The sequence below is a fragment of the Streptomyces sp. NPDC002403 genome (assembly GCF_053593015.1).
The window spans coordinates 117,469-140,740 of the sequence record NZ_JBSFBQ010000002.1 but is presented as its reverse complement, the minus strand read 5'-3'; the positions used below and the strand labels follow the sequence as shown (position 1 = coordinate 140,740).

27 protein-coding genes are annotated in these 23,272 nt (G+C 70.9%); 20 read left to right on the top strand and 7 right to left on the bottom strand.

All coding sequences use genetic code 11. From position 1 onward, the window contains the following. The first annotated feature begins 217 nt into the window (after nt 1-217). Together ACWCPY_RS03115 and ACWCPY_RS03110 are read left to right on the top strand one after the other, a co-directional pair. Nucleotides 218-652, top strand: a complete 435-nt coding sequence (locus tag ACWCPY_RS03115; RefSeq protein WP_451262573.1) for an aggregation-promoting factor C-terminal-like domain-containing protein — start codon at nt 218-220, stop codon at nt 650-652. A gap of 187 nt (nt 653-839) precedes the next feature. Beyond that, nucleotides 840-1,592: a hypothetical protein gene (locus tag ACWCPY_RS03110; protein ID WP_451262572.1), complete on the top strand. Its 753-nt coding sequence runs from the start codon at nt 840-842 to the stop codon at nt 1,590-1,592. A gap of 125 nt (nt 1,593-1,717) precedes the next feature. Here ACWCPY_RS03110 and ACWCPY_RS03105 read toward each other — a convergent pair whose 3' ends face one another. Together ACWCPY_RS03105 and ACWCPY_RS03100 are read right to left on the bottom strand one after the other, a co-directional pair. After that, nucleotides 1,718-3,001: an alpha/beta hydrolase gene (locus tag ACWCPY_RS03105; RefSeq protein ID WP_451262571.1), complete on the bottom strand. Its 1,284-nt coding sequence runs from the start codon at nt 2,999-3,001 to the stop codon at nt 1,718-1,720. 101 nt (nt 3,002-3,102) lie between these two features. Further along, nucleotides 3,103-4,272 carry a steroid 3-ketoacyl-CoA thiolase gene (locus ACWCPY_RS03100; protein ID WP_451262570.1) on the bottom strand — a complete coding sequence of 390 codons (1,170 nt, stop codon included), beginning with the start codon at nt 4,270-4,272 and terminating at the stop codon, nt 3,103-3,105. Nucleotides 4,273-4,552: 280 nt separating this feature from the next. Between ACWCPY_RS03100 and ACWCPY_RS03095 the strand changes: the two genes are divergently transcribed. Together ACWCPY_RS03095 and ACWCPY_RS03090 are read left to right on the top strand one after the other, a co-directional pair. Continuing rightward, on the top strand, nt 4,553-5,803 hold the full coding sequence (locus ACWCPY_RS03095; RefSeq protein WP_451262569.1) for a cytochrome P450: 1,251 nt from the start codon (nt 4,553-4,555) through the stop codon (nt 5,801-5,803). 118 nt (nt 5,804-5,921) lie between these two features. Continuing rightward, a complete protein-coding gene (locus ACWCPY_RS03090) occupies nt 5,922-6,947 on the top strand; it encodes an AEC family transporter (protein WP_451262568.1) in 1,026 nt (341 codons plus the stop codon). 136 nt (nt 6,948-7,083) lie between these two features. On the opposite strand, the gene ACWCPY_RS03085 is transcribed toward ACWCPY_RS03090, so the two are convergent. After that, entirely contained in the window at nt 7,084-9,072 is a 1,989-nt protein-coding gene (locus ACWCPY_RS03085; protein WP_451262813.1) for a bifunctional glycosyltransferase 87/phosphatase PAP2 family protein, read from the bottom strand. Nucleotides 9,073-9,390: 318 nt separating this feature from the next. Here ACWCPY_RS03085 and ACWCPY_RS03080 point away from each other — a divergent pair, with 318 nt between their 5' ends. Together ACWCPY_RS03080 and ACWCPY_RS03075 are read left to right on the top strand one after the other, a co-directional pair. After that, nucleotides 9,391-10,560 carry a DUF2330 domain-containing protein gene (locus ACWCPY_RS03080; protein WP_451262567.1) on the top strand — a complete coding sequence of 390 codons (1,170 nt, stop codon included), beginning with the start codon at nt 9,391-9,393 and terminating at the stop codon, nt 10,558-10,560. A 43-nt stretch (nt 10,561-10,603) separates the two neighbouring features. After that, entirely contained in the window at nt 10,604-11,110 is a 507-nt protein-coding gene (locus ACWCPY_RS03075) for a GNAT family N-acetyltransferase (RefSeq protein ID WP_451262565.1), read from the top strand. A gap of 15 nt (nt 11,111-11,125) precedes the next feature. Here ACWCPY_RS03075 and ACWCPY_RS03070 read toward each other — a convergent pair whose 3' ends face one another. Continuing rightward, nucleotides 11,126-13,177: an MFS transporter gene (locus ACWCPY_RS03070; protein WP_451262564.1), complete on the bottom strand. Its 2,052-nt coding sequence runs from the start codon at nt 13,175-13,177 to the stop codon at nt 11,126-11,128. A 124-nt stretch (nt 13,178-13,301) separates the two neighbouring features. On the opposite strand from ACWCPY_RS03070, the gene ACWCPY_RS03065 reads away from it, so the two are divergent. Beyond that, the gene (locus ACWCPY_RS03065) at nt 13,302-14,360 is read left to right on the top strand and encodes a peptidoglycan-binding protein (protein ID WP_451262563.1); all 1,059 of its coding nucleotides are present in this window, start codon (nt 13,302-13,304) and stop codon (nt 14,358-14,360) included. A 269-nt stretch (nt 14,361-14,629) separates the two neighbouring features. On the opposite strand, the gene ACWCPY_RS03060 is transcribed toward ACWCPY_RS03065, so the two are convergent. The 3 genes from ACWCPY_RS03060 to ACWCPY_RS03050 are packed head-to-tail and all read right to left on the bottom strand — an operon-like array spanning nt 14,630 to nt 16,862. Continuing rightward, nucleotides 14,630-16,252 (bottom strand): recombinase family protein, encoded by a 1,623-nt coding sequence (locus ACWCPY_RS03060; RefSeq protein ID WP_451262562.1) that lies wholly within the window; start codon nt 16,250-16,252, stop codon nt 14,630-14,632. Beyond that, nucleotides 16,249-16,443, bottom strand: a complete 195-nt coding sequence (locus ACWCPY_RS03055; RefSeq protein WP_451262561.1) for a hypothetical protein — start codon at nt 16,441-16,443, stop codon at nt 16,249-16,251. The genes ACWCPY_RS03060 and ACWCPY_RS03055 overlap by 4 nt, the downstream gene beginning before the upstream one ends. Nucleotides 16,444-16,460: 17 nt before the next feature. After that, the gene (locus ACWCPY_RS03050; protein WP_451262560.1) at nt 16,461-16,862 is read right to left on the bottom strand and encodes a helix-turn-helix domain-containing protein; all 402 of its coding nucleotides are present in this window, start codon (nt 16,860-16,862) and stop codon (nt 16,461-16,463) included. A 270-nt stretch (nt 16,863-17,132) separates the two neighbouring features. On the opposite strand from ACWCPY_RS03050, the gene ACWCPY_RS03045 reads away from it, so the two are divergent. The 13 genes from ACWCPY_RS03045 (at nt 17,133) to ACWCPY_RS02985 (ending at nt 23,251) form a co-directional block, all read left to right on the top strand. Then, complete coding sequence (locus ACWCPY_RS03045) at nt 17,133-17,339, top strand: XRE family transcriptional regulator (RefSeq protein WP_451262559.1); 207 nt, start codon at nt 17,133-17,135, stop codon at nt 17,337-17,339. Next, nucleotides 17,336-17,527, top strand: coding sequence for a hypothetical protein (locus ACWCPY_RS03040; RefSeq protein ID WP_451262558.1), 192 nt, complete (start codon nt 17,336-17,338; stop codon nt 17,525-17,527). Before ACWCPY_RS03045 ends, ACWCPY_RS03040 begins: the two co-directional genes overlap by 4 nt. 66 nt (nt 17,528-17,593) lie before the next feature. Then, nucleotides 17,594-17,977, top strand: coding sequence for a hypothetical protein (locus ACWCPY_RS03035; RefSeq protein WP_451262557.1), 384 nt, complete (start codon nt 17,594-17,596; stop codon nt 17,975-17,977). After that, nucleotides 17,974-18,345: a hypothetical protein gene (locus ACWCPY_RS03030; protein ID WP_451262556.1), complete on the top strand. Its 372-nt coding sequence runs from the start codon at nt 17,974-17,976 to the stop codon at nt 18,343-18,345. Before ACWCPY_RS03035 ends, ACWCPY_RS03030 begins: the two co-directional genes overlap by 4 nt. Continuing rightward, nucleotides 18,342-19,397, top strand: a complete 1,056-nt coding sequence (locus tag ACWCPY_RS03025; RefSeq protein WP_451262555.1) for an ERF family protein — start codon at nt 18,342-18,344, stop codon at nt 19,395-19,397. Before ACWCPY_RS03030 ends, ACWCPY_RS03025 begins: the two co-directional genes overlap by 4 nt. Further along, nucleotides 19,394-20,011, top strand: a complete 618-nt coding sequence (locus tag ACWCPY_RS03020; RefSeq protein ID WP_451262554.1) for a hypothetical protein — start codon at nt 19,394-19,396, stop codon at nt 20,009-20,011. Before ACWCPY_RS03025 ends, ACWCPY_RS03020 begins: the two co-directional genes overlap by 4 nt. A gap of 47 nt (nt 20,012-20,058) precedes the next feature. Then, nucleotides 20,059-20,433 (top strand): hypothetical protein, encoded by a 375-nt coding sequence (locus ACWCPY_RS03015; protein WP_451262553.1) that lies wholly within the window; start codon nt 20,059-20,061, stop codon nt 20,431-20,433. Beyond that, nucleotides 20,430-20,666 carry an aromatic ring-opening dioxygenase LigA gene (locus ACWCPY_RS03010; protein WP_451262551.1) on the top strand — a complete coding sequence of 79 codons (237 nt, stop codon included), beginning with the start codon at nt 20,430-20,432 and terminating at the stop codon, nt 20,664-20,666. The genes ACWCPY_RS03015 and ACWCPY_RS03010 overlap by 4 nt, the downstream gene beginning before the upstream one ends. Next, the gene (locus tag ACWCPY_RS03005) at nt 20,663-20,941 is read left to right on the top strand and encodes a hypothetical protein (RefSeq protein ID WP_451262550.1); all 279 of its coding nucleotides are present in this window, start codon (nt 20,663-20,665) and stop codon (nt 20,939-20,941) included. Before ACWCPY_RS03010 ends, ACWCPY_RS03005 begins: the two co-directional genes overlap by 4 nt. A gap of 75 nt (nt 20,942-21,016) precedes the next feature. Next, nucleotides 21,017-21,904, top strand: coding sequence for a hypothetical protein (locus ACWCPY_RS03000; protein ID WP_451262549.1), 888 nt, complete (start codon nt 21,017-21,019; stop codon nt 21,902-21,904). Beyond that, nucleotides 21,901-22,581 (top strand): zinc finger domain-containing protein, encoded by a 681-nt coding sequence (locus ACWCPY_RS02995; RefSeq protein WP_451262548.1) that lies wholly within the window; start codon nt 21,901-21,903, stop codon nt 22,579-22,581. Before ACWCPY_RS03000 ends, ACWCPY_RS02995 begins: the two co-directional genes overlap by 4 nt. Next, nucleotides 22,578-23,060, top strand: a complete 483-nt coding sequence (locus ACWCPY_RS02990) for a hypothetical protein (protein WP_451262547.1) — start codon at nt 22,578-22,580, stop codon at nt 23,058-23,060. Before ACWCPY_RS02995 ends, ACWCPY_RS02990 begins: the two co-directional genes overlap by 4 nt. After that, entirely contained in the window at nt 23,057-23,251 is a 195-nt protein-coding gene (locus ACWCPY_RS02985) for a hypothetical protein (RefSeq protein WP_451262546.1), read from the top strand. The genes ACWCPY_RS02990 and ACWCPY_RS02985 overlap by 4 nt, the downstream gene beginning before the upstream one ends. Nucleotides 23,252-23,272 lie beyond the last annotated feature (21 nt).

Below are 23,272 nucleotides of genomic sequence, written 5' to 3'. Positions count from 1 at the left end.
GCGGCCGGGGCGGTCCGGGCCCTTCGGGTCCGGGTACCAGGCGGGCTCGTACCCGGGGTCGTTGCGGTGGCTGAAGGCCGCCGCTAACACTGGACGAGTCGCCGAGCACCGCAGGGTCCGCCGAACCGGACCGCGGTCGACGAAGACCGGTCCACCCGCACCACCGCACGATCCGGACCGGCCCGCGACTCCCCCGTACCCGACGTTAGGTCTCTCTGTGTCGTTCGCCCGCACCATCCTCGCCAAGCCCCGCACCGCCCGCCGCACGTCCGCCGTCGCCGCCGTACTCCTCGGCGCCACCGGCCTGGGCCTCGGCGTCACCCCGGCCATGGCCGCTCCGGCCACCGCGCCGGCGTCGGTCGCGGCGAGCGCGCAGGCCACGGCGAAGTCGATGATCGGCGACGCCGCGCAGTTCCGGTGCTTCAGCAACATCGTCCAGCGCGAGAGCGGCTGGAACCACCACGCGACCAACGCCTCCTCCGGCGCCTACGGTCTCGTGCAGGCGCTGCCCGGCTCGAAGATGGCTTCCGCCGGGGCCGACTGGCGGACCAACCCCACGACCCAGATCAAGTGGGGCGTGGACTACATGAAGTCCCGCTACGGCAGCCCGTGCGCCGCCTGGTCGTTCTGGCAGGCCAACCACTGGTACTGAGCCGGCGCTTCCGGCACGAAGGCCCCGACCGCCGGTCGGGGCCTTCGCCGTGCCCGCGTCCGTACCGGGCCATCCGCCAGGCACATAGCACTTGATATCACTTGGCCGACTTATTACTCGTTAGTCCATTTAGGCGCATTTAGCTCGCCCGAACATTCCCGGCGGCCACCCGCGCGTTGTGAATCTCGTGGAACCAAGAGAATTCTGGGAGCGGAACACCGTCCTGGCGGAAGCTTTCTGCGCCAGCGACGAACGCATGCGCCGCGCACAGGCGTTGCTGGACGAGACGCAGGCGGAGCGGAGCAGAACGCTGGCCGCTTTCGCCGTCACGGTCGGCGACGACGGATCGATCGCGGACCTGATGGGCCTGAACGAGCGGGAAGTGCGATTAGCACGACGCACCGTCGGCCGCACCGACGCACGGTCCCTCGCCGAGAAGCTCCTGAGCCGGTCCTCGTCCCCGGCGGGCGAATCGCCGGCCGAGCCCGCCGCCGCGCCGGAGAACCCCCTGCCGCGCCCGGCCGACGAGACCCCTCCGCCGCCGCCCAAGGCCACGCAGCCCACCCCACCACCGGCTGCGCCCCCGGCCCCGGTCTCGGCCCCCGCGCCGGCCACGACCGGGACCCTGGCCTATATCCCGTCGCCGTCTCCGCCCGTCGAGATGGAGAACACCGTCATCTGGTCGCCGAGCATGGACTCCGTACTGCTGTGGAGCTGGGAGTCCGGTCTCGATCTGCAGACGGTGGCCGCCGAACTCGGCCTGGAGGTACGCACACTGCTGATGCGCGTACAGGAACTCGCCAACGACGGGCTGCTCACTCTCGCGACCCCGGTCGCGGACGTCGGCCGGTCCGGGCGGCACCGCCGCCACCACCACGAAGAGGGATACGCGGCGCTGTTCAGCCCCACCGCCACCTTCCCCACCCACATGCCGTACTAGGCACGCCTGCCGTCGCCCCGGCGACGCGGGCCCCGGCCGGACGACCGGCCGGGGTTCCCCCCACTCCCCCACTCCCCCACTCCCCCGCTCCCCCCACTTCCCCCTCGCCCCACGGCCCGCCGCGCTCAGCGACGCGCGGCCACCGTGTCGAACCAGCGGACGATCTGCGGACCCGACTTCATGTACGTGGTGTTGTGGTCGGCCCCGCCCTGGTCGATCACCGGGGCCCCGACGCCCCGGGCCGCCAGATCGGCGGCGCAGTGGCGGGCGTTCGCGATCGGGACATCGGTGTCGCCGGACGAGGAGTAGAGCCGTACCGGAACGTCCGGCTTCCAGGCGCAGTTGCCGTCCTGGGCACGCGCCGCGTCCAGCAGACCGCCGGTGAGGTGCTGGAGCCGGCGGTAGTAGTCGTCGGTGAGCAGCTCCTTCAGCGTCGCGGGCAGCGCCGGGATGATCTCCTCCTCGGTGTGGTTGGTGTCGAAGAGGTCGTCAACGATCGAGGCGTACGGCTTCCGGAACGCCTCGGACGGGTCCTTGTAGAGCGGGTGCAGTCTGCTCTGCGCGGTGAGGTAGTACGACATGTAGAAGACTGCGCTGGTGTCGTTGACCCTGCCGTCGAACAGGGCGGGTGTCTCGGCGTGCTCGATGTCGTAGGGGCCCGACACGGGGGCCAGGGCCCGGAGCCTGAAGTGCCGGTCCGCTCCGTTGTCGAGGGCCTTGCCCAGGGCCATGGCGACCTGGCCGCCCTGGGAGAAGCCGCTGGCGTACACATCGCCGGTGAGCGGCCGGTCCAGGCGCTGCGCGGCGGTGCGGGCGGCCCGCAGCATGTCGACGGTGGCGGTGACGGAGGACTTGGTGTCCATGTACGGGTGGCGTCCGGGGCCCTTGCCGAGGCCCAGGTAGTCGGGCGCGGCGACGGCCCGGCCGGCGGAGGCGTGGAGGTACGGGGCGAAGCGGCCGAAGTCCTCGCCGACGGAGGGGGCGTAGTCGCGGTGGGCCATGGTGCCGTGGGCGTCGGAGACCAGGTCGAGCCGGTGGGGGCCGCCCTCGGGGAGGGCGAGGAGGCCGGTCGCGGTGGTGGGTGCGCCCTGCGGGGTGACGGTGCGGTAGGTGAGGCGGTAGGCCCGCAGTCCGTGGCGGACGGTGCCGGTGTCCATGCCGCCCGCGGCGAGGAAGCGGGCGACGTCCGCGCGGTCGAGCTCGGCCACGGGGGTGATGCCCAGCAGGGTCCCTCTGCCCTGGACAGTGGCCCGGTGCTGTGCCCCCGGTGTCCCGGCGGGCTGGTGTGCCATGGCGGGGGCGGCGCCGAGGGCGGCGAGGACCAGCGCCGCGGCGGCCGTCGTCCGGCGGGCGATGCGCCGGCCCTTGCGCGAAGTCTGCTGCCCCGTACGGCTGTTGTCGTTTTCCATGACTGCGACGCTAGGCCGTCGGGCGCGGCGCCGACATCGGCGTGGGCCCCCGGCCCGGGGTACACCTGACAACACCCCGGGGCCGGGGGGCAGCCTGTCCCTCAGAGCCGCTGGATGATCGTCCCGGTCGCCAGTGCGCCACCCGCGCACATCGTGATGAGGGCGAACTCCTTTTCCCGGCGCTCCAGTTCGTGCAGGGCCGTGGTGATCAGACGGGCCCCGGTGGCGCCCACCGGGTGGCCGAGCGCGATGGCGCCGCCGTTGACGTTGACCTTCTCCAGGTCCTGCCCGAACACCTGGGTCCAGCTCAGCACCACGGACGCGAAGGCCTCGTTGATCTCGACGATGTCTATGTCCTTGAGCGACATCCCGGCCTTGCCGAGCACCGCGCGGGTCGCGTCGACCGGCCCGTCGAGGTGGAAGTGCGGGTCCGAGCCGACCAGGGCCTGGGCGACGATCCGGGCGCGGGGCTTGAGCTTGAGGGCGCGTGCCATCCGCTTGGAGGCCCACATGATCGCGCAGGCGCCGTCGGATATCTGCGAGGAGTTGCCCGCGGTGTGGATGGCGGTGGGCATGACGGGCTTGAGCCGGCCGAGCCCCTCCATGGTCGTGTCGCGCAGCCCTTCGTCCCGGTCGACCAGGCGCCACATGCCCTGCCCGGCCGCCTGCTCCTCTTCCGTGGTCGGCACCTGGACGGCGTACGTCTCCCGTTTGAACCGCTCCTCGGCCCAGGCCACGGCGGCCCGCTCCTGCGAGATCAGCCCGAGCGAGTCGACGTTCTCCCGGGTCAGTCCGCGCTTGCGGGCGATGCGCTCGGCGGCCTCGAACTGGTTGGGCAGGTCGACGTTCCACTCGTCGGGCCAGGGCTTGCCCGGCCCGTGCTTGGAGCCACTGCCCAGCGGCACCCGCGACATGGCCTCGACACCGCAGCTGATGCCGACGTCGATGACTCCGGCCGCGATCATGTTGGCCACCATGTGGGAGGCCTGCTGCGAGGAACCGCACTGGCAGTCCACGGTGGTGGCGGCGGTCTCGTACGGAAGGCCCACGGCGAGCCAGGCGTTGCGGGCCGGGTTCATGGACTGTTCGCCGGCGTGGGTGACCGTGCCGCCGACGATCTGTTCGACGCAGTCGGCGTGGATGCCGGTGCGGCCGAGGAGTTCTCGGTAGGTCTCGCCCAGCAGATAGCCGGGATGCAGATTGGCGAGCGCGCCCTGGCGCTTGCCGATGGGGGTGCGTACGGCTTCGACGATGACGGGTTCCGCGGCCATGAGCTCGTCCTCTCCTCGCACTTCCGCAGGGGCGTCCCGGCGCCCGCGGATGGAACTAGTACGCGTTCTAGTTCTTTAGCAGTCTTATGAGGCTTACCCCCGGTACGCAAGAGTGCTGCACGCTCCTTGCGCCCGCTTCATACCGACCCCACTCACTCTTCACGCAACAGAACGGACCGCCGCTCTTGCCAGTTGTAGAACTCGTTACTACCTTTCCGTCAACATCTGATGGGTCGTCAGGCAACGTCCGGGCGACCCTCGGACCGACCTGGAGCTGCCGATGTCCTGCCCCCATCTGCCCGAAGGGTTCGACTTCACCGACCCCGATCTGCTCCAAGCCCGCATTCCGCACCCGGAGTTCGCACAGATGCGGCAGACCGCACCGGTCTGGTGGTGCGCCCAGCCGTCCGGCATCTCCGGTTTCGACGACGAGGGCTACTGGGTCGTCACCCGGCATGCGGACGTCAAGTACGTCTCCACCCACCCGGAGCTGTTCTCCTCACACACCAACACCGCGGTCATCCGCTTCAACGAGTCGATCAGCCGGGACCAGATCGAGGTCCAGAAGCTGATCATGCTGAACATGGACCCGCCCGAGCACACCCGGGTCCGCCAGATCGTCCAGCGGGGCTTCACCCCCCGGGCGGTGCGCTCCCTGGAGCAGGCCCTGCGCGACCGCGCCCGCTCGATCGTCGAGACGGCGCTCGCCGCGGCCGACGACGACGGATCGTTCGACTTCGTCACCAACATCGCCGTCGAACTGCCGCTCCAGGCCATCGCGGAACTCATCGGTGTGCCGCAGGAGGACCGGTCCAAGATCTTCGACTGGTCCAACAAGATGGCCGCGTACGACGATCCCGAGTACGCGATCACCGAGGAGGTCGGCACCGAGGCGGCCATGGAGATCGTCTCGTACTCCATGAATCTCGCGGCCGCCCGCAAGGAGTGCCCGGCCAAGGACATCGTCTCCCAGCTGGTCGCCGCGGAGGGCGAAGGGAACCTCTCCTCCGACGAGTTCGGCTTCTTCGTGATCCTGCTCGCCGTCGCCGGCAACGAGACCACCCGCAACGCCATCAGCCACGGCATGCACGCCTTCCTCACCCACCCCGACGAGTGGGAGCTCTACAAGCGCGAACGCCCGGAGACGACCGCCGAGGAGATCGTCCGCTGGGCCACCCCCGTGGTCTCCTTCCAGCGGACCGCCACCCAGGACACCGAACTGGGCGGGCAGCGGATCAAGAAGGGCGACCGGGTCGGGCTGTTCTACTCGTCGGCCAACAACGACCCCGAGGTCTTCGAGAACCCGGAGGCCTTCGACATCTCCCGCGACCCCAACCCCCACCTCGGTTTCGGCGGCGGCGGTCCGCACTTCTGCCTCGGCAAGTCCCTTGCCGTGATGGAGATCGACCTGATCTTCAACGCGATCGCCGACGTACTGCCCGATCTGCGGCTGGTCGGCGATCCTCGGCGGCTGCGTTCGGCATGGCTCAACGGGATCAAGCAGCTCCAGGTCAGCACCGCCACGAGCTGACCGCCGGGTTTCGGACGGCGGGGGTCCCACTCCTCACGCCCCGGCCCCCGCCGTCCGTACCGGCACCTGGCTCCCTCGCCGAACCCCCGCGCAGGAGGCGCACAACCGCGCGAGGATCATGACGGGCATGCACGCCCTGCTCTCCGCCTTCGCCCCCATCTGGATCCTCACCACCATCGGCTACGCGGTCGGCCGCAGCGGTCTGCTGGGCGACCGGGCGGAGGCCGTGCTCGGCCGGTTCGTCTTCCATGTGGCCATGCCCGCCGCCCTGTTCACCATGGTGTCCGGGGCGCGGCCGGCCTCCTTCGCCAACTCCTCGATGCTCGCGTTCGCCGCGGGCACCGCGCTGGTCTGCGGCCTCGGGTTCCTGACGGCCGGCCGGCTCTTCGGCCGCGGCACGGCCGACCGGGCGATCGGCAGCATGACGTCGGGCTACGTCAACTCCGCCAACCTCGGCATTCCGGTGGCGGTCCAGGTGCTCGGTGACGCGTCGTTCGTCGCCCAGATCATCCTGTTCCAGGTGTTGTTGGTCTCCCCGGTGATCCTGACGATGCTGGACACGGGGACGGGAACGGGAACGGGGACGGGGGCGCGCTCCGGGAAGGCCGTGGTGTTCCGGCGGATGCTGACCATGCCGGTCCGCAACCCGGTCATCATGGCCTCGTTGCTCGGGGTGGCCGTGTCCGCGCTCGGGCTGCGGCTGCCGCACGCGCTCGCCCACTCCTGCGACCTGCTCGGCGCCGCCGCCGTGCCGACGGCCCTGATCACGCTGGGGATGTCCCTCAACGCCCGCCCGGACACCGCCGGTTCGGCGGACCCCGCGCCGAACGCGGCACAGCCGGTACGAGCGCCGGGCGCGGGGCGCGGGGCGCGTGCCGAGGTCGCCGTGACGGTGGCGCTGAAGACGCTGGTCCAGCCCCTGATCGCGTTCGCCGTCGGCGGCCCGTTGCTGCATCTGCCGGAGCACCAACTCCTCGCCGTGGTGCTCTGCTCGGCGCTGCCGACCGCTCAGAACGCCTTCATCTACGCCCAGCAGTACGGACTGGACACCCGGCCGGCCCGCAATGCGGTGGTGGCCTCGACGGTGGTCTCCATGGCGACGCTCTCGCTCGCCGCATGGGCTCTCGGGGCGACCGGCTCCTGAGGTCACCCGGCAGGCTCCGGGCCGTTCGAGTGGCGGACCGGCACCGGAGGGCGGATGCTGGTCGGGCGGCGATCCATGCCGAAGGGGTGCCAGGACGAGGTGTTCGTCCCGGCACCCCTTCGGCCCTTTCGCGCCCTCAGAGCTGCTTGCTGCCCAGCGCCTCGTCCGTCGTCCTCGGTTCCGGTACGGGCGCCGGCACCGGCCGCTCCAGGCCGTCCGGCGGCCGCGCCGCCGGTACGGTCACCCGGCGCAGCCTCCGCGGCCCCGCCAGCAGATGGGTGAGCCCGAAGCCGAGCGCGACCACGACCGCTCCGCCCACCGCGTCCAGCACCCAGTGATTGGCCGTGGCGACGATCGCGGAGACCGTGAAGAGCGGGTGCAGCAGCCCCAGCGCCTTCATCCAGATCTTCGGGGCCAGCGCGACGACGACCACCCCGCACCAGAGCGACCAGCCGAAATGCAGCGAGGGCATCGCCGCGTACTGGTTGGTCATGGCGGTCAGGCTTCCGTAGTCCGGCTTCGCGAGGTCCTGGACGCCGTGGACCGTGTCGATGAAGCCGAGCCCCGGCATCAGGCGCGGCGGGGCCAGCGGGTAGAGCCAGAAGCCGACCAGCGCGAGGAGCGTGGCGAAGCCGATGGTGCTGCGGGCCCAGCGGTAGTCCGCGGGGCGTCGTACGTAGAGCACTCCGAGGATCGCCAGCGGCACGATGAAGTGGAACGTCGAGTAGTAGTAGTCGAAGAAACCCCGCAGCCGGCCGATCTCCACGACCGCGTGGTTGACCCGGTGCTCGATGTCGATGTGCAGCCACTGCTCGATGGAGTGGATCTGCCGGCCGTGGTGCTCGGCGGTGGCGCGGCCGGCCGTCGCCGCGAGCCTGACATGGGCGTACGCGGAGTACACGACCCTGATCAGGAGCAGTTCCAGCAGCAGGTTGGGCCGGCTCAGCACCCGCCGCCAGAACGGCAGCAGCGGGACGCGGCTCCAGCGGGCCGGAACGGGGGCCGCGCAGTCCGTGGGAACCGGGTGCTGCCAGTACTCCGAGGTCCGCGGCAGGAACGGCACGGCACAGGCCGCGGCGAGCGCGGCGATCAGCAGCACGTTGTCGCGTACGGGGAAGAGCACCGCGATGTTCGGCAGCAGCATGGTTCCCGGCAGCGTGAGCACGAGGACCACGACCGCGGGCCAGACCAGCCGGTCGCCGGCCCGCTTCCCGGCCCGGCCGACCACGGCGAGCAGCACCCACAGCAGCTGGTACTGCCAGGCGGTCGGCGAGACGGCGACGGCGACGCAGCCGGTCACGGCTACGGCGAGGAGCAGCTGCCCGTCACCCGCGTACCGTGCGGCGCGACGCAGCCCGAAGAAGCAGACGGCCGCCGCCAGCACCACGAACAGCGCGATCTCCAGCGGGCCCGTGAGCCCGAGCCGGAGCAGGGCGCCGTGCAGGGACTGGTTGGCGAGGCTGTCCGCGTTCCCGCCGAGCCCGGTCCCGGCGACGTGGTGCACCCAGTACGTCCAGGAGTCGCCCGGCATCGCGGCCCAGGCGAGCGCCGTGCAGGCGGCGAACGCGGCGCCGCCGGTCAGCGCCGCCCTCCGGCGCCCGGTCACCCAGAACAGTGCGGCGAAGAGCAGCACGGTCGGCTGGAGCGCGGCCGCCAGTCCGATCAGGACGCCCGAGGCGCGTTCCCCGCGGACCGTGAAACAGCCCAGCAGCACCAGCAGGACCGGCAGGATGCTGGTCTGCCCCAGGTGCAGCGCGTTGCGGACCGGCAGCGAGAGCATCAGCAGGCTGATCGCGACGGGCGCGGCCAGCAGCGCGGTACGGCGGGAGACCGGTCCCGGCAGCGCGCGGGCGGCGACGACGCCCAGCGCGGCGACCAGCAGCAGCGAGCCGAAGGTCCAGACGACCCCCAGGCTCTGTTCGGCGATGCGGGTCAGCGGTTTCAGCACCAGTCCGGCGAACGGGGTGCCGGTGAACCGGTCGCTGTCGTACAGCGAGCCCGTCACATGCAGGACGCCGTTCTCGCCGATCCAGGTCTCCAGATCGGTGAGCCGTTCGCCCGGCGGCCGTCTCAGCACCACCGCCATCTGCCGTACCGCCAGAGCGGCCACGACCAGCCAGAGCAGAGCCCGGGCCGTCCCGGTCCTCGCCCCCGTCACCGCGTCTGTGCGCACACTGTGCTCCGCATTCGCCACGCTGCGCCGACCCTCCCGCCGTTCCGGTACCCGTGCCTCGATCCGGGCGCGCCGTCAAACCATCGCATTGCACTACGAGATAGACCCAATCAACCCTCTCTTCACCTGACCACCGTCCCGTTTTCGTCCGAATGGGTGTCCGAGCGGACAGGCGTGCCGGGCCATCGGATACGGCTGCACGGCCGGAACCGGAACTCCGGTTCGCACGTCCCTTCCCGTGTTGTCGATCACGGGGGAGGCGGGCGGCGGATGCGGCACACAAGGGTGAAACGGAGTGCGTGGGGTGACGGGCGCGCGTGGACGACACGTGCGCTGCCTCTGCTGCTGGTACTGCTGTCACTGCAGCTGGGGTCGCTGATCAGTCCGGCGTACGCCTGTGGCTGCGGGGCGATGGTCCCGAGCGGGGACGCACAGGTCGCCGTCGGCCAGGAGACATCGGTGGTCGACTGGGACGGCCGGACCGAGCAGATCGTCATGCGGCTCACGGTCCGCGGGAACGCTCCCGAGGCGGCCTGGATCATGCCGGTGCCGCACCGCGCGACCGTGGAGCTCGGTGATCCCGGCCTCTTCTCCGAGCTCTCGGTCCTCACCGAGCCCGAACTCGTGACCACGCACTACTTCTGGCCCCGCTCGCACGACTGGCCGTTCTCCGGCTCCGGCAGCGTCGGGGACTCGGCCGCGCCACCGTCGGCCGCGGCACCGTCGGTCCAGGTGGTCGGCCGGGAGCGGCTCGGCCCCTTCGATGTGGCGCGGCTGGCCTCGACCGACCCGGACGCGCTGCAGAAATGGCTGTCGGACAACGGCTTCGAACTGCCCGACCGGCTGGCGACGGCGCTGAAACCCTATGTCGACCAGAAGTGGGAGTACGTCGCGATCCGCCTCGCTCCCCGGGACACCGGAAATCCGCTCATGGGCACGCTCGAACCGCTGCGGCTGCGCTTCGCCAGCGAGCGGCTGGTCTACCCGATGCGGCTGTCGAAGCTCGCCTCGACCCCCCAGCAGCTCGGCCTGTACGTCCTCGCCGCACACCGGATGGAGCCGAGCGGCCCGATCGGCGGCGACGCCCCGGAGGTGACGTACGCGGGCCGGATCGATCCCCGGTCGGCGACGGACGACACGGTCCACCTGGAAAGGCTGACGGGCGGGAAGCCGGTGTACCTCACGGCGATCGAGCAGTCGTTCCCGCACCCGGAGCGGATCGACGGCGATCACGAGCTGCGCACGGCCGACGCCGACACCCCGTACCGCAGGCAGGTGTACAGGAACGAGCTGCTGACCGTGGGCGGCATGCCCGTCTGGGTGCTGTCGCTGCTCGGGGCCGTGCTGGTGGCGTTCGTCGCCGCGGTGTCGCTGGTGCTGCTGGTACGGCGGAACCGACGGCTGCGGACGGTGCCGCCCGCGGCGGCGGGCATCCGTTGAAATCGTTGGCCCGCTTGATCGTGCTCAGGTCAGAATGACCGGCATGACCTGGACATTGGCCCCCGAACCGTTCGACTCCCCCGACGCCTCGTCGCTGCGCCGCGACTACTACGACGAGGTCGCCAGCCGGTACTGGGGGCGGCCCGCCACCGACCGGGAGATCGACGAGGGGCTCACCGACGACGGGGCCGGCCTGCTCGTCCCGCCCACGGGTCAGTTCGTCGTCGGCCGGTTCGACGGGGCCGCGGCGGCCTGCGCCGGGCTGCTGGTGGTGGATGCGGACACCGCGGAGCTGACCCGGGTGTTCGTACGCCCCGAGCACCGCGGCACGGGCGGCGGCGGGCTGCTCCTGGCGGCCGTCGAGGACGCGGCACGCGCCCTCGGCATCCGTACGCTCCGGCTCGACACCCGCAACGACCTGGTCGAGGCGCGGGGGCTGTACGCCAAGCACGGCTACCGGGAGGTCCCGGCGTTCCACCGGCGGCAGTACGCGGAGCACTGGTTCGCGAAGGAACTGCCCGCGACGGTCCCGACGTCCACGAGGCCGTAGCAGATCCCGTCGGACTCAGGCCGCGTGGTCCCGCCTGGGTTCGGGACTGTGCGGCCGTTCCTTGCTCGACCCGCTCGTCTCGGCGGTCAGTTCCTCCACGAGCCTGACCAGATCGGTCGGGCGGTCCGGCCCCCACCAGTCGCCCAGCAGCTCGGCCATGGACTCCTCCCGGGCCTCCGCGAGCCTCACCACCGCTTCCGCCCCGGCCGCGGTGAGCACCAGTTGCACGCCCTCGCGCCGCACCAGTCCGCGTTCCTCCAGCTGACGGGCCGCGTCGCTGATCACCCGCAGCGGCACGGGGGTGGAGTCGGCGAGCATGGCCGGTTCGACCGTGCCGTGCCGTCTGATGCGCAGCAGCATCCAGCTCGCCGCCGGCAGCAGGTCGTACCCCGCCTTCTCGGTGATCTTCACGTAGATCTCGCGGCGCCCCGCACGCGTGGCGAGCACCGAGAGGGCGCGGGCGCATTCGTCGTACGAGGACCGCTCGACCGGGTTCGACGCCAGGGTCTCGGTGGGCTCGGGGGCGGTCACCGAGCCGCGCAGTCGGTCCTCCTTGAGGTACCAGGCGAAGACGAAGGCGATCAGCACGACGGGCGCCGCGTACAGGAACACGTCCGTGATCGACGTCGAGTACGCGTGGAGCACCGCGGGCCGCAGCGCGGGCGGCAGTTGTCCGATGGCGCGCGGGTCGGAGGCCAGCCCGTTCACCCCGGCCCCGGGCGGCAGCGGGTGACCGGCGAGCGCGGCGGTCAGTTTGTCGGTGAGCCGGTTGGTGAAGATCGTGCCGAAGACGGCCACGCCGAACGAGGCGCCGATGGAACGGAAGAAGGTGGCCCCGGAGGTGGCGACACCGAGATCCCCGTACGTGACGGCGTTCTGCACGACCAGCACCAGGACCTGCATCACCAGGCCGAGCCCCGCTCCGAAGACGAAGAAGTAGCTGCTCATCTGCCAGGTGCTGCTGGTCTCCGTGAGCCGGTGCAGGAGCAGCAGCCCGATGGCGGTGAGGCCGGTGCCGGCGATCGGGAAGACCTTCCAGCGGCCGGTACGGCTGACGATCTGGCCGGACGCGGTCGAGGTGAGGAGCAGACCCAGCACCATCGGGAGCATGTGCACACCGGACATCGTCGGCGAGATGCCGTGCACCACCTGGAGGAAGGTCGGCAGATAGGTCATCGCGCCGAACATCGCGAAGCCGACGACGAAGCTGATGACGGCGACGAGGCTGAAGGTCCTGATCCGGAAGAGGTTCAGCGGGATGACGGGTTCGGCGGCCCGGCGCTCGACGTGCACGAAGGCGATCAGCAGCAGCACGCTCAGGACGGCGAGACCGATGATCTGCGCCGATCCCCAGGCCCAGGTGGTGCCGCCGAGCGAGGCGACGAGGACCATGCAGGTGGCGACGGAGGCGATGAAGAAGGTGCCGAGGTAGTCGATGGTGTGCTTCGCGCCGCGGACCGGGATGTGCAGCGCGGTGGCGATCACCAGGAGCGCGACGACACCGATCGGCAGGTTGATGTAGAAGACCCAGCGCCAGCTGAGGTGTTCGGTGAACAGGCCGCCGAGGAGCGGTCCGAGGATGCTCGTCACACCGAAGACCGCCCCGAACAGACCCTGGTACTTGCCCCGTTCGCGCGGTGCGACGATGTCGCCGACGATCGCCATCGAGAGCACCATGAGGCCGCCGCCACCGAGCCCCTGAAGCGCCCTGAAGCCGATGAGCTGCGGCATGTTCTGGGCGACGCCGCAGAGCGCCGAGCCGATGAGGAAGATGACGATGGCGGCCTGGAAGAGCTTCTTGCGTCCGTACTGGTCGCCGAGCTTGCCCCAGAGCGGGGTCGCGGCGGTCGACGCCAGCAGATAGGCCGTGACCACCCAGGAGAGATGCTCCAGGCCCCCGAGGTCGCTGACGATGGTCGGCAGCGCGGTGGAGACGATGGTCTGATCGAGTGCGGCCAGGAACATGCCGAGGAGCAACGCACCGATGGGCACGAGGACCGACCGCATAGAGCGCCCTTCACCGGGGGCCTGGGCCGGGGCCGGGGGGCTCGGATGATGCTGGGCCATGGAACATCTCCTCGGGTCCGCTACATCCCCATCCTGGCCTTTCCGTACGGTTATGGCCTGCTGAGCAGGTACGGACCGGAAGCGAGCTGCATAATCGCAGGGCAATCAAGGGGAGGGGTCCACCATGACCGGACATATATGCCCGGAGTGCGGTATCGGCAGCAGACCTGACGGAGCGCCCGGCACCGGGCCCGCGTGCGCCTGCGGGCAGCCGCCCGCCGAGCAGTACCTCGCCGCCGAGCGGCACCGGGCCGGGCGATCGGCGGCCGACCGGGCCGAGATGGCGGCCGCGGAGGACTTCGATCCCCTGCGGATCCGGCCGTACGTGACGCTGGGGAACGACACGGCTGCGGCGGGGGCCGACGGGGAACAGCCGGGGCCGGGGCGTCCTTCGCGGGACGCGGCGTCGACGATGCCGCTCTTCCTCGGCCCGGTGACGGCGGGTCCGACGGGCGGTCCGACGGCGGATGCACTGCCGGACCCGGCCGACCCTGTCGGCCCCGCCGGTCCTGCCGGTCCTTTCGCACCTGTCGCGTCCGTCGATCCCGGCGGACACGAGGAACCCGTTCCGCCACGCCGCCGCCCCTTCGCCGCCGTCGCCGCGGGAGTGGCCCTGGTCGCCGCGGTGGGCACGGCGGCGTTCGCGACCGGGCTCCTCGGTGGGGGCGGCGACGGGGACACGGGCCGGCAACAGGCGCTGCCCGGCACGGCGGCCGACATCCCCGGGGCGAGCGTCCGGGCGACGGAGCCGGCACCGGCCTCCCCGTCACCCTCGCCCTCCGCATCGGCTCCCGCGTCACCGTCCACGCCCGCATCGGCCTCGGCCTCGCCCACGGCAAGCGCCTCGCCGTCCCCCTCCGCGTCCACCGCCTCCTCACGACCGCCCGCCACCACGCCCTCGCCGACCGCCGACGGCCCGGCCTCGGCCGCACCGCCCGCATCCCTGGCCGGGCCCGCGCTGCGCCGCGGCGACCAGGGCCCCGAGGTGGCCGAGCTCCAGCGCCGCCTGGAGGAGGTCTGGCTGTACCACGGGCGCGACGACGGCGACTACTCGAACCAGGTCGAGCACGCCGTCAGCGTCTACCAGTCGTACAAGTCCATCGAGGGCGATCCCTCGGGCGTGTACGGACCCAACACCCGCCGCGCACTGGAGGCGGAGACGACGGGCCGGGGAGCGTCCTGACCCCGGGGCGAGCCCGTCGGCCACCCCGAAGACCCCGGACGGAAGGGACCGGACCACCCGGAACGGAAGGGATTGGCTTTCTCGGACAGGTTTTTGTATCGTGATGGAACAAAGTAGCCTCCGCCCGCCACCCCCTGACCGGCGGGCGAGGCTGCTTGTTCCTTGTCTCCGCCTCCCCGCGCCCTGGAGCCCGCCCATGCCGGCCACCGTCCTCACCGCCCGCGCCCTCCTTCTCGGCTGATCCTCTAAAGCACTTTTGAGCGGCGGGGCTACTTGGCCCATGGGTCCGGTTCCCACACTGGGTGAAACTCGATGCGGCTTGTCGCGCGGGCGTACCCTTCACGCTCCACCCGGTAAACGGCGACGCGGCGGAGCAGCTGCCGGAGAATGGCGCTGCACTCGCTCGCATTGATGGTGTCCCATTCGTCCAGCAGCCCGACGATCAGCGGCTCGTAGTCAGATACATCGGGCGTGTCCTCGATGTCGGCGGACTGGGCGAGCAGTTTTTCAGTCGTTTCACGCTGAGCCTTGATGCGGTCGCGGGCGGCTTCGTAGACACCTGGCGGGTAGTCATCGGGGTTCACGGCGCGGTCTGCCTGGAGCCTTGCTAGTCCGTCCTGAAGCTTTGTCAGCTCCCCTTGCAGCCGTGCCCGCTCGCGGGCCGCGCGGGCCCGGTCCTTGACCACGTCGCGCCGCGGGCCGGGAATGGCCGGCGCTGCGGCGTCGACACCTTCGGCCACGGCTCCGGTGAGCCATTCCCGGGTTTCGCGTTCGACCCGCTCGCGAAGTATCTGCCCGCCCTTACACCCGGTGCCGCCAGTCCGGATGTAGTAACTGCACCGGAAGCTGTACCCGTTCATTTTCTCGCCCTGCGAGGTGATGCCCTGCGAGGCCGCCATGCCCTGTCGGCAGTCTCCGTGCCGCATGAGCCCGCTGTGTGCGTACGTTGCTGCTCGTGCACGCGGAGCGATGGCTCTGGTCTGCTCCCTGTGCTTGAGGTACCGATCCCACAGATCGTCACCTTCGGCAAAAATCGATGGCTGTGCGCCAGGATGGAAGGTGTAGTTGGGGCACTTCCACAGTGCGCCGCACTTGCACGCCTTGCTGTGGACCCGAAGCAGGCCGGCCGCGAACCCGGAATCCATGTACTTCCGTAGGGCGCTGTCGTCCCACAAGTGGCCGCGAACCGTGCGGTACCCGGCCGCGTTGAGCCACCCGGCCACGGTAGCGAAGGCGTCACCACCCACCTTGCGCTCATATGCCTCGTACAGGGCTTCTGCTGCGCCGTTGTCTGCGGACAAGTCGTAGCGCTCTCTTTGGAGCGTTTCCGTGCGGGGATCCCATCGGCGGTGCCAGACGTACCCGAAGCGCCCTCGCCCGGTGGCCGGAAGTTTGAGGGTGTCGCGCCGATGGTCGTGGGTCTCGCGCCATTGCTCCGAGGCGCGGTTGGACTCGAAGTTGCCGAACGCAAAGATCATCTCGCGTTGGAACTCGCCGATGGCGGTGGACGCGTCGACAGGCTCGGTTGCCGATTCGAGTCGCCCCCCGGCCGCTTCGAGCCTGGCGAGATTGACCGCGTTCCCAGTGCGGTTCCGGCCGAAGCGGGAGTACCGCCACACGGCCACGCCGCGCGCTTCGCCGGCCTCGATGCGTTCGATCGCGCCCATGATCTTCCGTTTGAAGTTCCGGCCGGTGGCATCGAGGTCGATGATCAGGGGTTCAATCAGCCGCCGGCCGGTACGCCTGGCCCATTCCCGGAGTGCGGCCTCTTGTAGCTCCGGCGAGATCTTCTCCTCCTTCCAGGTCGAAACCCGGATGTAACCGAGCCAGGGCTCGCCGTCCTCTTCGGTCGGCGAGCCCTGGAATGTGGGTGGTAGGTGCGGTGTGGTCACGGTTCCTCCGGCGCGGTCGTAAAGCGCCCGTGGGTGATGTGGGACAGAGCAAGGCGGTATCCGTCGGTGTGCGCCGCGGCGAGTTGGGCAGCGGTGGGGGCGTGGTGAGGTCGATGACGAGCAATCAGGAGGTGTGCACCGATGGTGAGTCCGGCCGTAATGGCGGTGGCGGCCGGAACTGTGATGCGCATGGTGCCTCCTGTGCTGGTTACCCAGCGTCGTTGCCGGGCGGTCTGAGACTCTTTACGAAATTCGCGAAAATGCTGCGGGTTTGAGGGTCGGCAGGGAGGCCGAGCGCGTCGGCAGCCTGGTCGGGCGTCGTGCGGTCGGCGGGTGCTTGCACGCCGGCCACTTCTTCGGCGGTGAGAACCCCTGCGGCGACAAGGACCGCGGGAAGGGGGAGGCCGAGCGCGTCGGCGAGTGAGGCAAGGGCGCGAATGTCAGTGGACTCGTACTCGCCGGAAAGCATCCTGCTGATGGTGGAGCGACTGATGTGGGATCGCTCAGCAAATGCCTTCTGACCACCTCCGCGCGTGCTGAGGTCGTATCCGCGCTGGGTGAGCTGGTCGCGCAGCCACGCGGCGAACTCTCTGGGCCCGTTTCGTCTCATGGATGAAACGTACCGCGCGTGAAATCTGCTGGCCAGACAGCACGTGCATGCGGGCGGAAGCGGCCCCCCAAATCGGCACAGATCCCCCCGGTGTGCAAATTTATTCGAACTACTGACCGATCGTGCACCCTACGTAGCGCCCTGTCAACGCGGATCCACTTGTGAAGGGATCGTAAACCCGACCGCACGGTCTGCTCACATCCCACTAAAGCGCGTGCTACGTTTCTCTCGTGAAACCAACTGGTTCCACCCATGAGAGGAATCACGGCCATGTACGACCGTCGAACCCTGCTCTCCGCCGCCCACGGCCGGGGGGACGAGCACTACGAACAGATGGGTGCCCGACTCGGACTCAGCAGGGCCACCGCATGGCGCCTGTGGAACGGGCGTGGCAAGCCGTCCGCCGACACCGCCGCCGCCGTACAGCGCGAATACGGCCTTGGCGCCGCCCAGTTGATCGAGCAGGCCGCCGCATGACTGGCGACGTGATCCCCCGCGAGCAGGCGTTCGCCAACGCCCGCGCCGCCCTTGACCGGGCCCGAGCCCGCCGCGACGCCGATCGCGCCGCCGGTCGGCTCGCCCCCGAAGTCGAACTGATCGTCCGGCGCCTGGAACGCGAGCAGGCCCGCGCCGCCCGCCGTAACGCCGACCGCGCCGCCGCCTGACCACGAAAAAGGGGCCGCCCGGCTGGACCCCGGACGACCCGCACAACCCGTGAGGAGCCACGAATCGTGAACACCCCGCAGACTACCCGCAGACTCCGCGCCGGTATCGCCATCTACGGCGCCCGCAGCGCCCGCCTGCATCTCGCCCGCACCGCCCTGATCGGCCGCCAGCTCAACCAGATCGCCCCCGGGACGGCCGAGGTCCGCACCGTGCCCGTCACCATCGACGACCAGCCCCGTACGTGGGCAGTACTGCTCAACGACCTCATCCAGCCGGTCACCACTGGCCACGATGCGCGTACGGCCGCCGTCCGACTGCTGCGCCACATGTTCCCCCGCGCCGACTGGACGACTCCGCAGCGGTACGACGTCCACACCGGACACCTCGCCCCGGACACCCCGGCCGCGCCGGTCGCGCTCGCCATCGACACCGCCGAGGCCGGCCGATGATGCGCCCCGGACTCACCGCCGACGGTCTCGCGGTCCGCGTGCCGGTCGGCGAGACGCTGCTCGCCCCGCTGCTCGATGATCTGGCGACCGCGTACGCCGAGGACCCCGAGACGGTCGGCGCGCTCCTCGCCGTGCACGCCGAGTCGGTGCGGCGCCTGGACCACGCCGCTTGCTCCGTCACCGCGCCGGATCACGAGCGGGCGGTGGCCGCCGCACTCGCCGACGGAAGCCGCGAGGCCCTGCTCGCCGAGCTCCCGGCCGGGTGCCTGCTCGACCCGCAGTTCGGCCCGGACGCCGCAATCACGCTCGCCGGGCACCTAACCCGCCTCGCCGGACACATCCGCCACACCCGAAAGGCCACCCCGTGACCGTGACCGCGCTGCACCCCAACCCGACCGCGCCGCTTGGTCCCACGCCTGTCCGGGCCCCTGACGTCGCCTACGTGCCTGCCCCGGACGGCACCCCCGTTGACACGCCCCGGGTGTTCACTGCGATTGCCGCCGTGATGCGCGACGCGATGCCCGTCGGAAAGAATCAGCGGAACGAGCAGCAGAACTACAAGTTCCGCGGTATCGACGACGTGATGTCGGCCATGGCCGGTCCGCTGCGAACGCATGGCGTGTTCATCCTCCCGACGATCGCTGACCACCAGACCCAGCGCGACGGAAAGATGACCCGAACCCTGATCACCATGCGGTATCGGGTGTACGGGCCCGCGGGTGACTGCCTGGTTGCCGACGTGCCGGGCGAGGCATTCGACTTTGCAGACAAGAGCACGAACAAAGCGCAAAGCGCGGCCTTGAAGTACTTGCTGTTCACGCTGTTCATGCTGCCTGTCGACGGTCGCAGCATCGATGACGGCGACCGCCAGCACCCGGAGCCCTCCGAGGAGCACCGCGCCGAGCGTGCGAACCAGCAGCAGCGCAGGGCCCAGCAGCGGCACCAGGGCAACCAGCAGCAGAACCAACGGCAGGAGCGGCGCACCAACCGCGCCGAGCCCGGCCCGCAGCAGCAGCCCGCGCAGCGGGGACCGGGCCGCGACTTCATCGCCGAGGCCACCGCCGCCCCCAACCCGCAGGAGTTCGCCAAGGTGCGGGCCGCAGCGGTCAAGGCCGGGGCGCCGGCCGACTACCTCGCCCGGCTCGACACCGTGGCCGAGCAGAAGCGGACGGCCGCAAACCAGCCGTCCGCGCCCGCCGAGCAGCGCCCGACGACGCAGCAGGCACCCGCGGCCAGCCCCCGGCCGGTCGCCGACGCCGAGGCCGCCGAGCAGCGGCTCAGGCTCGCCGCATCCCGCGCCAACCTCCCCACCCTGGACGCCGATTTTGAACTGGTCTACGGCCTGCCGATCGAGCAGGCCACCGCGCAGCAGCTGAACACGTTCCGCGAGCGCATCGAAGCCGCCGGGGGTGCTCAGTGACCGACGTCGCCCAGAAGCCGCAGGCGCCGGATCCGGCGTACCTCGCCGCCGTGCTCCGCCACCGGCAGGTCATGGCCGCCCAGCTTGACCGTGCCAAGGCCATGTTCGCCGAGGTCGACACCGACGCCACCGCGTTGCTTGCCCAGCAGTACAGGGCCACCAAGTCCACCAAGGCAGAGATCACGCTCCCAGACGGGGAAACGAAGTTCGCGACCGTGACCCGGGTCGGGGGTGAGGCCGAGGCGCAGGTGACCGACCGCGACGCGTTTCACGCATGGGTGCGGGACACCTACCCGGACCACTGGAGTTTCAAGGTCGTTCCGGCGCGCACCGAGACCGTCGTCGATGGGGCGTTCGCCGATCGGGTGCTGTCTGCCGTGACCGCCGCCAACGTGGCTGAGTACGCCGACCCGGCGACGGGTGTGGTGCACGACGTGCCGGGCGTGGCCATTCGGCCGACGCGCAGCCCGTACTTCCGGTGGCTGTTCAGCCGGGCGAGCAAGCGTCAGCCGCTTGACGGCCGTGAGTTGGCCGCGCAGGCAATCCAGGCAGGCCAGATCAGCACGGAATCGCCGCCCGCGCTTCCCTCCGCCGAGCAGCCCGCCGCCGAGTAGCCCCCGTGGGGCCCGCTCCGCGCGGGCGGGCCCCGGGAAGGACCACCATGCGCATCACCCTGATGACCGCCGACCAGCGGGCCGTGCTCGCCGCCCAGCTCGGCGCCATTGCGCCGGCCGCCAGCCTGGCCGTCTCCGACACCGTGGCCGCCGCGTCCGGCGTACACCGCTCCGGGTACAGCGGCGCTGCTGTCGGCCGTCTCCTCGCCGCCGACGCGCTCGCCCTGGCCGCCCGGCTGGTCGAGGTCGAGCAGCTACTCGACACCACCCGCCGCACCCTCGCCACAGTCATCTACGCCGCCAACGAGGGCGGCGACTACGACATGTCCGACCTGATGTGGGAGCTGGAAAAGGCCGGAGTCAACATCCAGGCCGAGTTGAACGACGCCGAGGCCCTGGCCGACGCCGAGGCACTGCAATGACCACCGCCGCCCGACTCGACCGGGCCCGCCGCCACCTGGACACCCCACCGGCCGATCCGGTCGCCGGACAACTCGCGGTCGAACTCCCCGCCACCGTCCGGCCGCCGCGCCCGTGCGGCCACGGCAACCCGCAGTGCCGCGCGCTCCCGACTCGGCCGTACGTCTGCGGTCCGCGGTGTGAGGAGCACCAGCCGAGCCGAACCCGCCCCTACGCCACTCCGGAGCAGCCGTGAGGGCGTTCTACCGCGGCTACAACAGCCGTTCCGGTCACCGCGCCGCTCAGGTTCGCCGCCTCCACATCATGCGCGAGGACGGCAAGTTCCCCGGCCGGTCCGGCGAGTGCAACGCCGCCGGATGGGCCCACCGCGACAGCGACCCGGTGATTCTCGACCCAATGCCGACCGCGCCGCCGCCCGGTCTGGAGTGGTGCCCCGCCTGCATCGGCCGCGCCGCCGAACGCGCCGGGCTGCTCACCCAGTTCGCCGCCACTCTCGCCACCCCGCAGTAACCCCCGCACGCCCCGGGGCGAGGACGAGCCCACCGCCCCTCGCCCCGGGCGCCCCACCCGCACAGGAGCGCCACAGTGGCCCGCATCCGCACCATCAAGCCCGAGTTCTTCACCAGCCTGACCATCGCCGACCTCACCCCCGAACAGCGACTGACGTTCATCGGTCTGTGGACCCATGTGGACGACGAGGGCCGGTGTGTCGATGACGCCCGGCTGATCAAGGCCGCCGTTTGGCCGCTCGACGACCGGACCGCCGCCGACGTTGAGGCCGACTTGAGGGCACTCACTGAGTCCTCACTGATCGTTCGTTACACGCTCACGCGGAAGTCGTACATCACCGTTTCGGGGTGGCGTGAGCACCAGCGCATCAACCGCCCGACGAAAAGTCGCTACCCCGCCCCCGAGCAGGGCGAAGCCGCCCCTGAACCCGCCCCGACCTGCGGTAATGACGACTCAGCGAGCACTCACGCACAGCTCACTGAGGACTCACCGCAGGAAAGGAACAGGGAACAGGGAACAGGGAAAGGAACAGGGAACAAGAACGCGTCGTCGGCGCCCGCTCCGCGGACCCCCGACCCGGCGCCGGACCGTGAAGACGTCGAACGGCTCTGCGCCCACCTGGCCGACCGCATCGAGGGCAACGGCAGCAAGCGCCCCACGATCACGAAGACGTGGAGGACCGCGGCCCGGCTGCTGCTCGACAAGGACGGCCGCACCGAGGACCAGGTACACGGCTGCATCGACTGGTGCCAGAACTCGGACTTCTGGCGCGGCAACGTTCTGTCGATGCCGAAGCTCCGCGAGAAGTACGACACCTTGCGGCTCCAGGCCACCCGCCCCGCGGCCGGCAGCAACGTCGTCCCTATCGGTGCCGCCACCACTCGCCCTTCCACCACCGACCAGCGCGTTGCCGAGGGCATGACCCTCGCCGCCCGTCTCCGCGCCCAGGAGGCCGCACAGTGACACCCGCCGACGCCGCCGAACTGCTGACCCTCGCCGCCGCGTTCGACCGCCGCACCGTCGGCGAGGCCGACGCCCGCGCATGGGCCGCCGCGCTCAACTCCATGCCGCTCGACGACGACGCCCGCGCCGCCGTCGCCCGCCACTACGTCGAAACGTCCGACTGGCTTACCCCCGCGCATGTCCGCAAGCAGCGGCACAAAATCCGGTCCGAGCGGGTTGCCGCGACCACCGTCGTCTACGACGGCCGGCCCGGTGAGACCGGCGCCGAATCCATCGTCCGCCGCCGCGCCCTGCTTACCGCCATCGCCGACGGCCGCGTTGCCCCGCAGTCCGCCGCACAGGCCGTCGGTTTCTCCGAGGACCGCCCCGCCCTTCCCGGCGGCGCCACCCGCGAGGAACGCGAAACGTTCGCCGCCGAGCGCCTGGCCGCACTCGGCAACTACATGCCGCGCATCGTGGCTGACGACCTCGCCGAGCACCGACCGATCCGGGCCGAACGCGAGTCCTTGGCCCGGCACGGCCTGCCCGACCCGCTCGACGTCCGGTGCCCGTACGAGCCGTGCCTCGCCGACCCCGGCCAGCCATGCCGCATGGGCAAGAACGGCGCCAAGCGCAGGGCCACCCCCCACCCGTCCCGGCTCGAACTCGCCACCGCCCGACAGGGGCAGGCCGCATGAAGTACAGCAAGCACCCCGACCGCACGTATAAGCGGAAGGCCAACAGCGGCGACCGCACCCGCGGCGGCCGTACGTGGCGGATCACCGCGTCATGGGACGCCCGCCCTAACCGGCCGGCCACCCGGACCACGACCGACCGCAAGGCGCGTGACCGCATGGTGAACGGGTTCGCCGCCGACGGGGCATACGTGATCGTTGAGGAGGCGAAAGGCTTCAAGTGGCGGACTGTGCGGGAAGTCGACGGCGCCGCCCAACTGGCCGCCGCCGAGCGCGCCAAGCGGGACCAGGCCGCCGTCGAGGAGCGCGAGCAGCGACACCGCGCCGACTCCGGCCAGCAGACCGCCAGGAACGTCATGGCCCGCGCAGTCGAGGCCGCGGCCGAGCGCGACGCCATGGCCCGCCTCATGCGCCGTCCGCCAATCGCCCGCGCCGCTACCGGCCAGGCCACCGCCCGCCACATCACCGGTAGCCAGCGATGACCCGACTCACCGCTGCGCAGGCCGCGGAAGCCGTCCCTGACGGCACGTTCGGCCAGGCCCGCGCCATGCGCGAGGATCCGGGCTACGTGCCCTACCCGACACACCCCCTGGAAGCTGCCAGGCGCCGCGAAACGCTGCTCGCCGCACTCCGCGACCACCGCGCCGCGAAACGGCCCCAGAAAGACGCATAGCCCCACCGCAGGGGGGTGCAG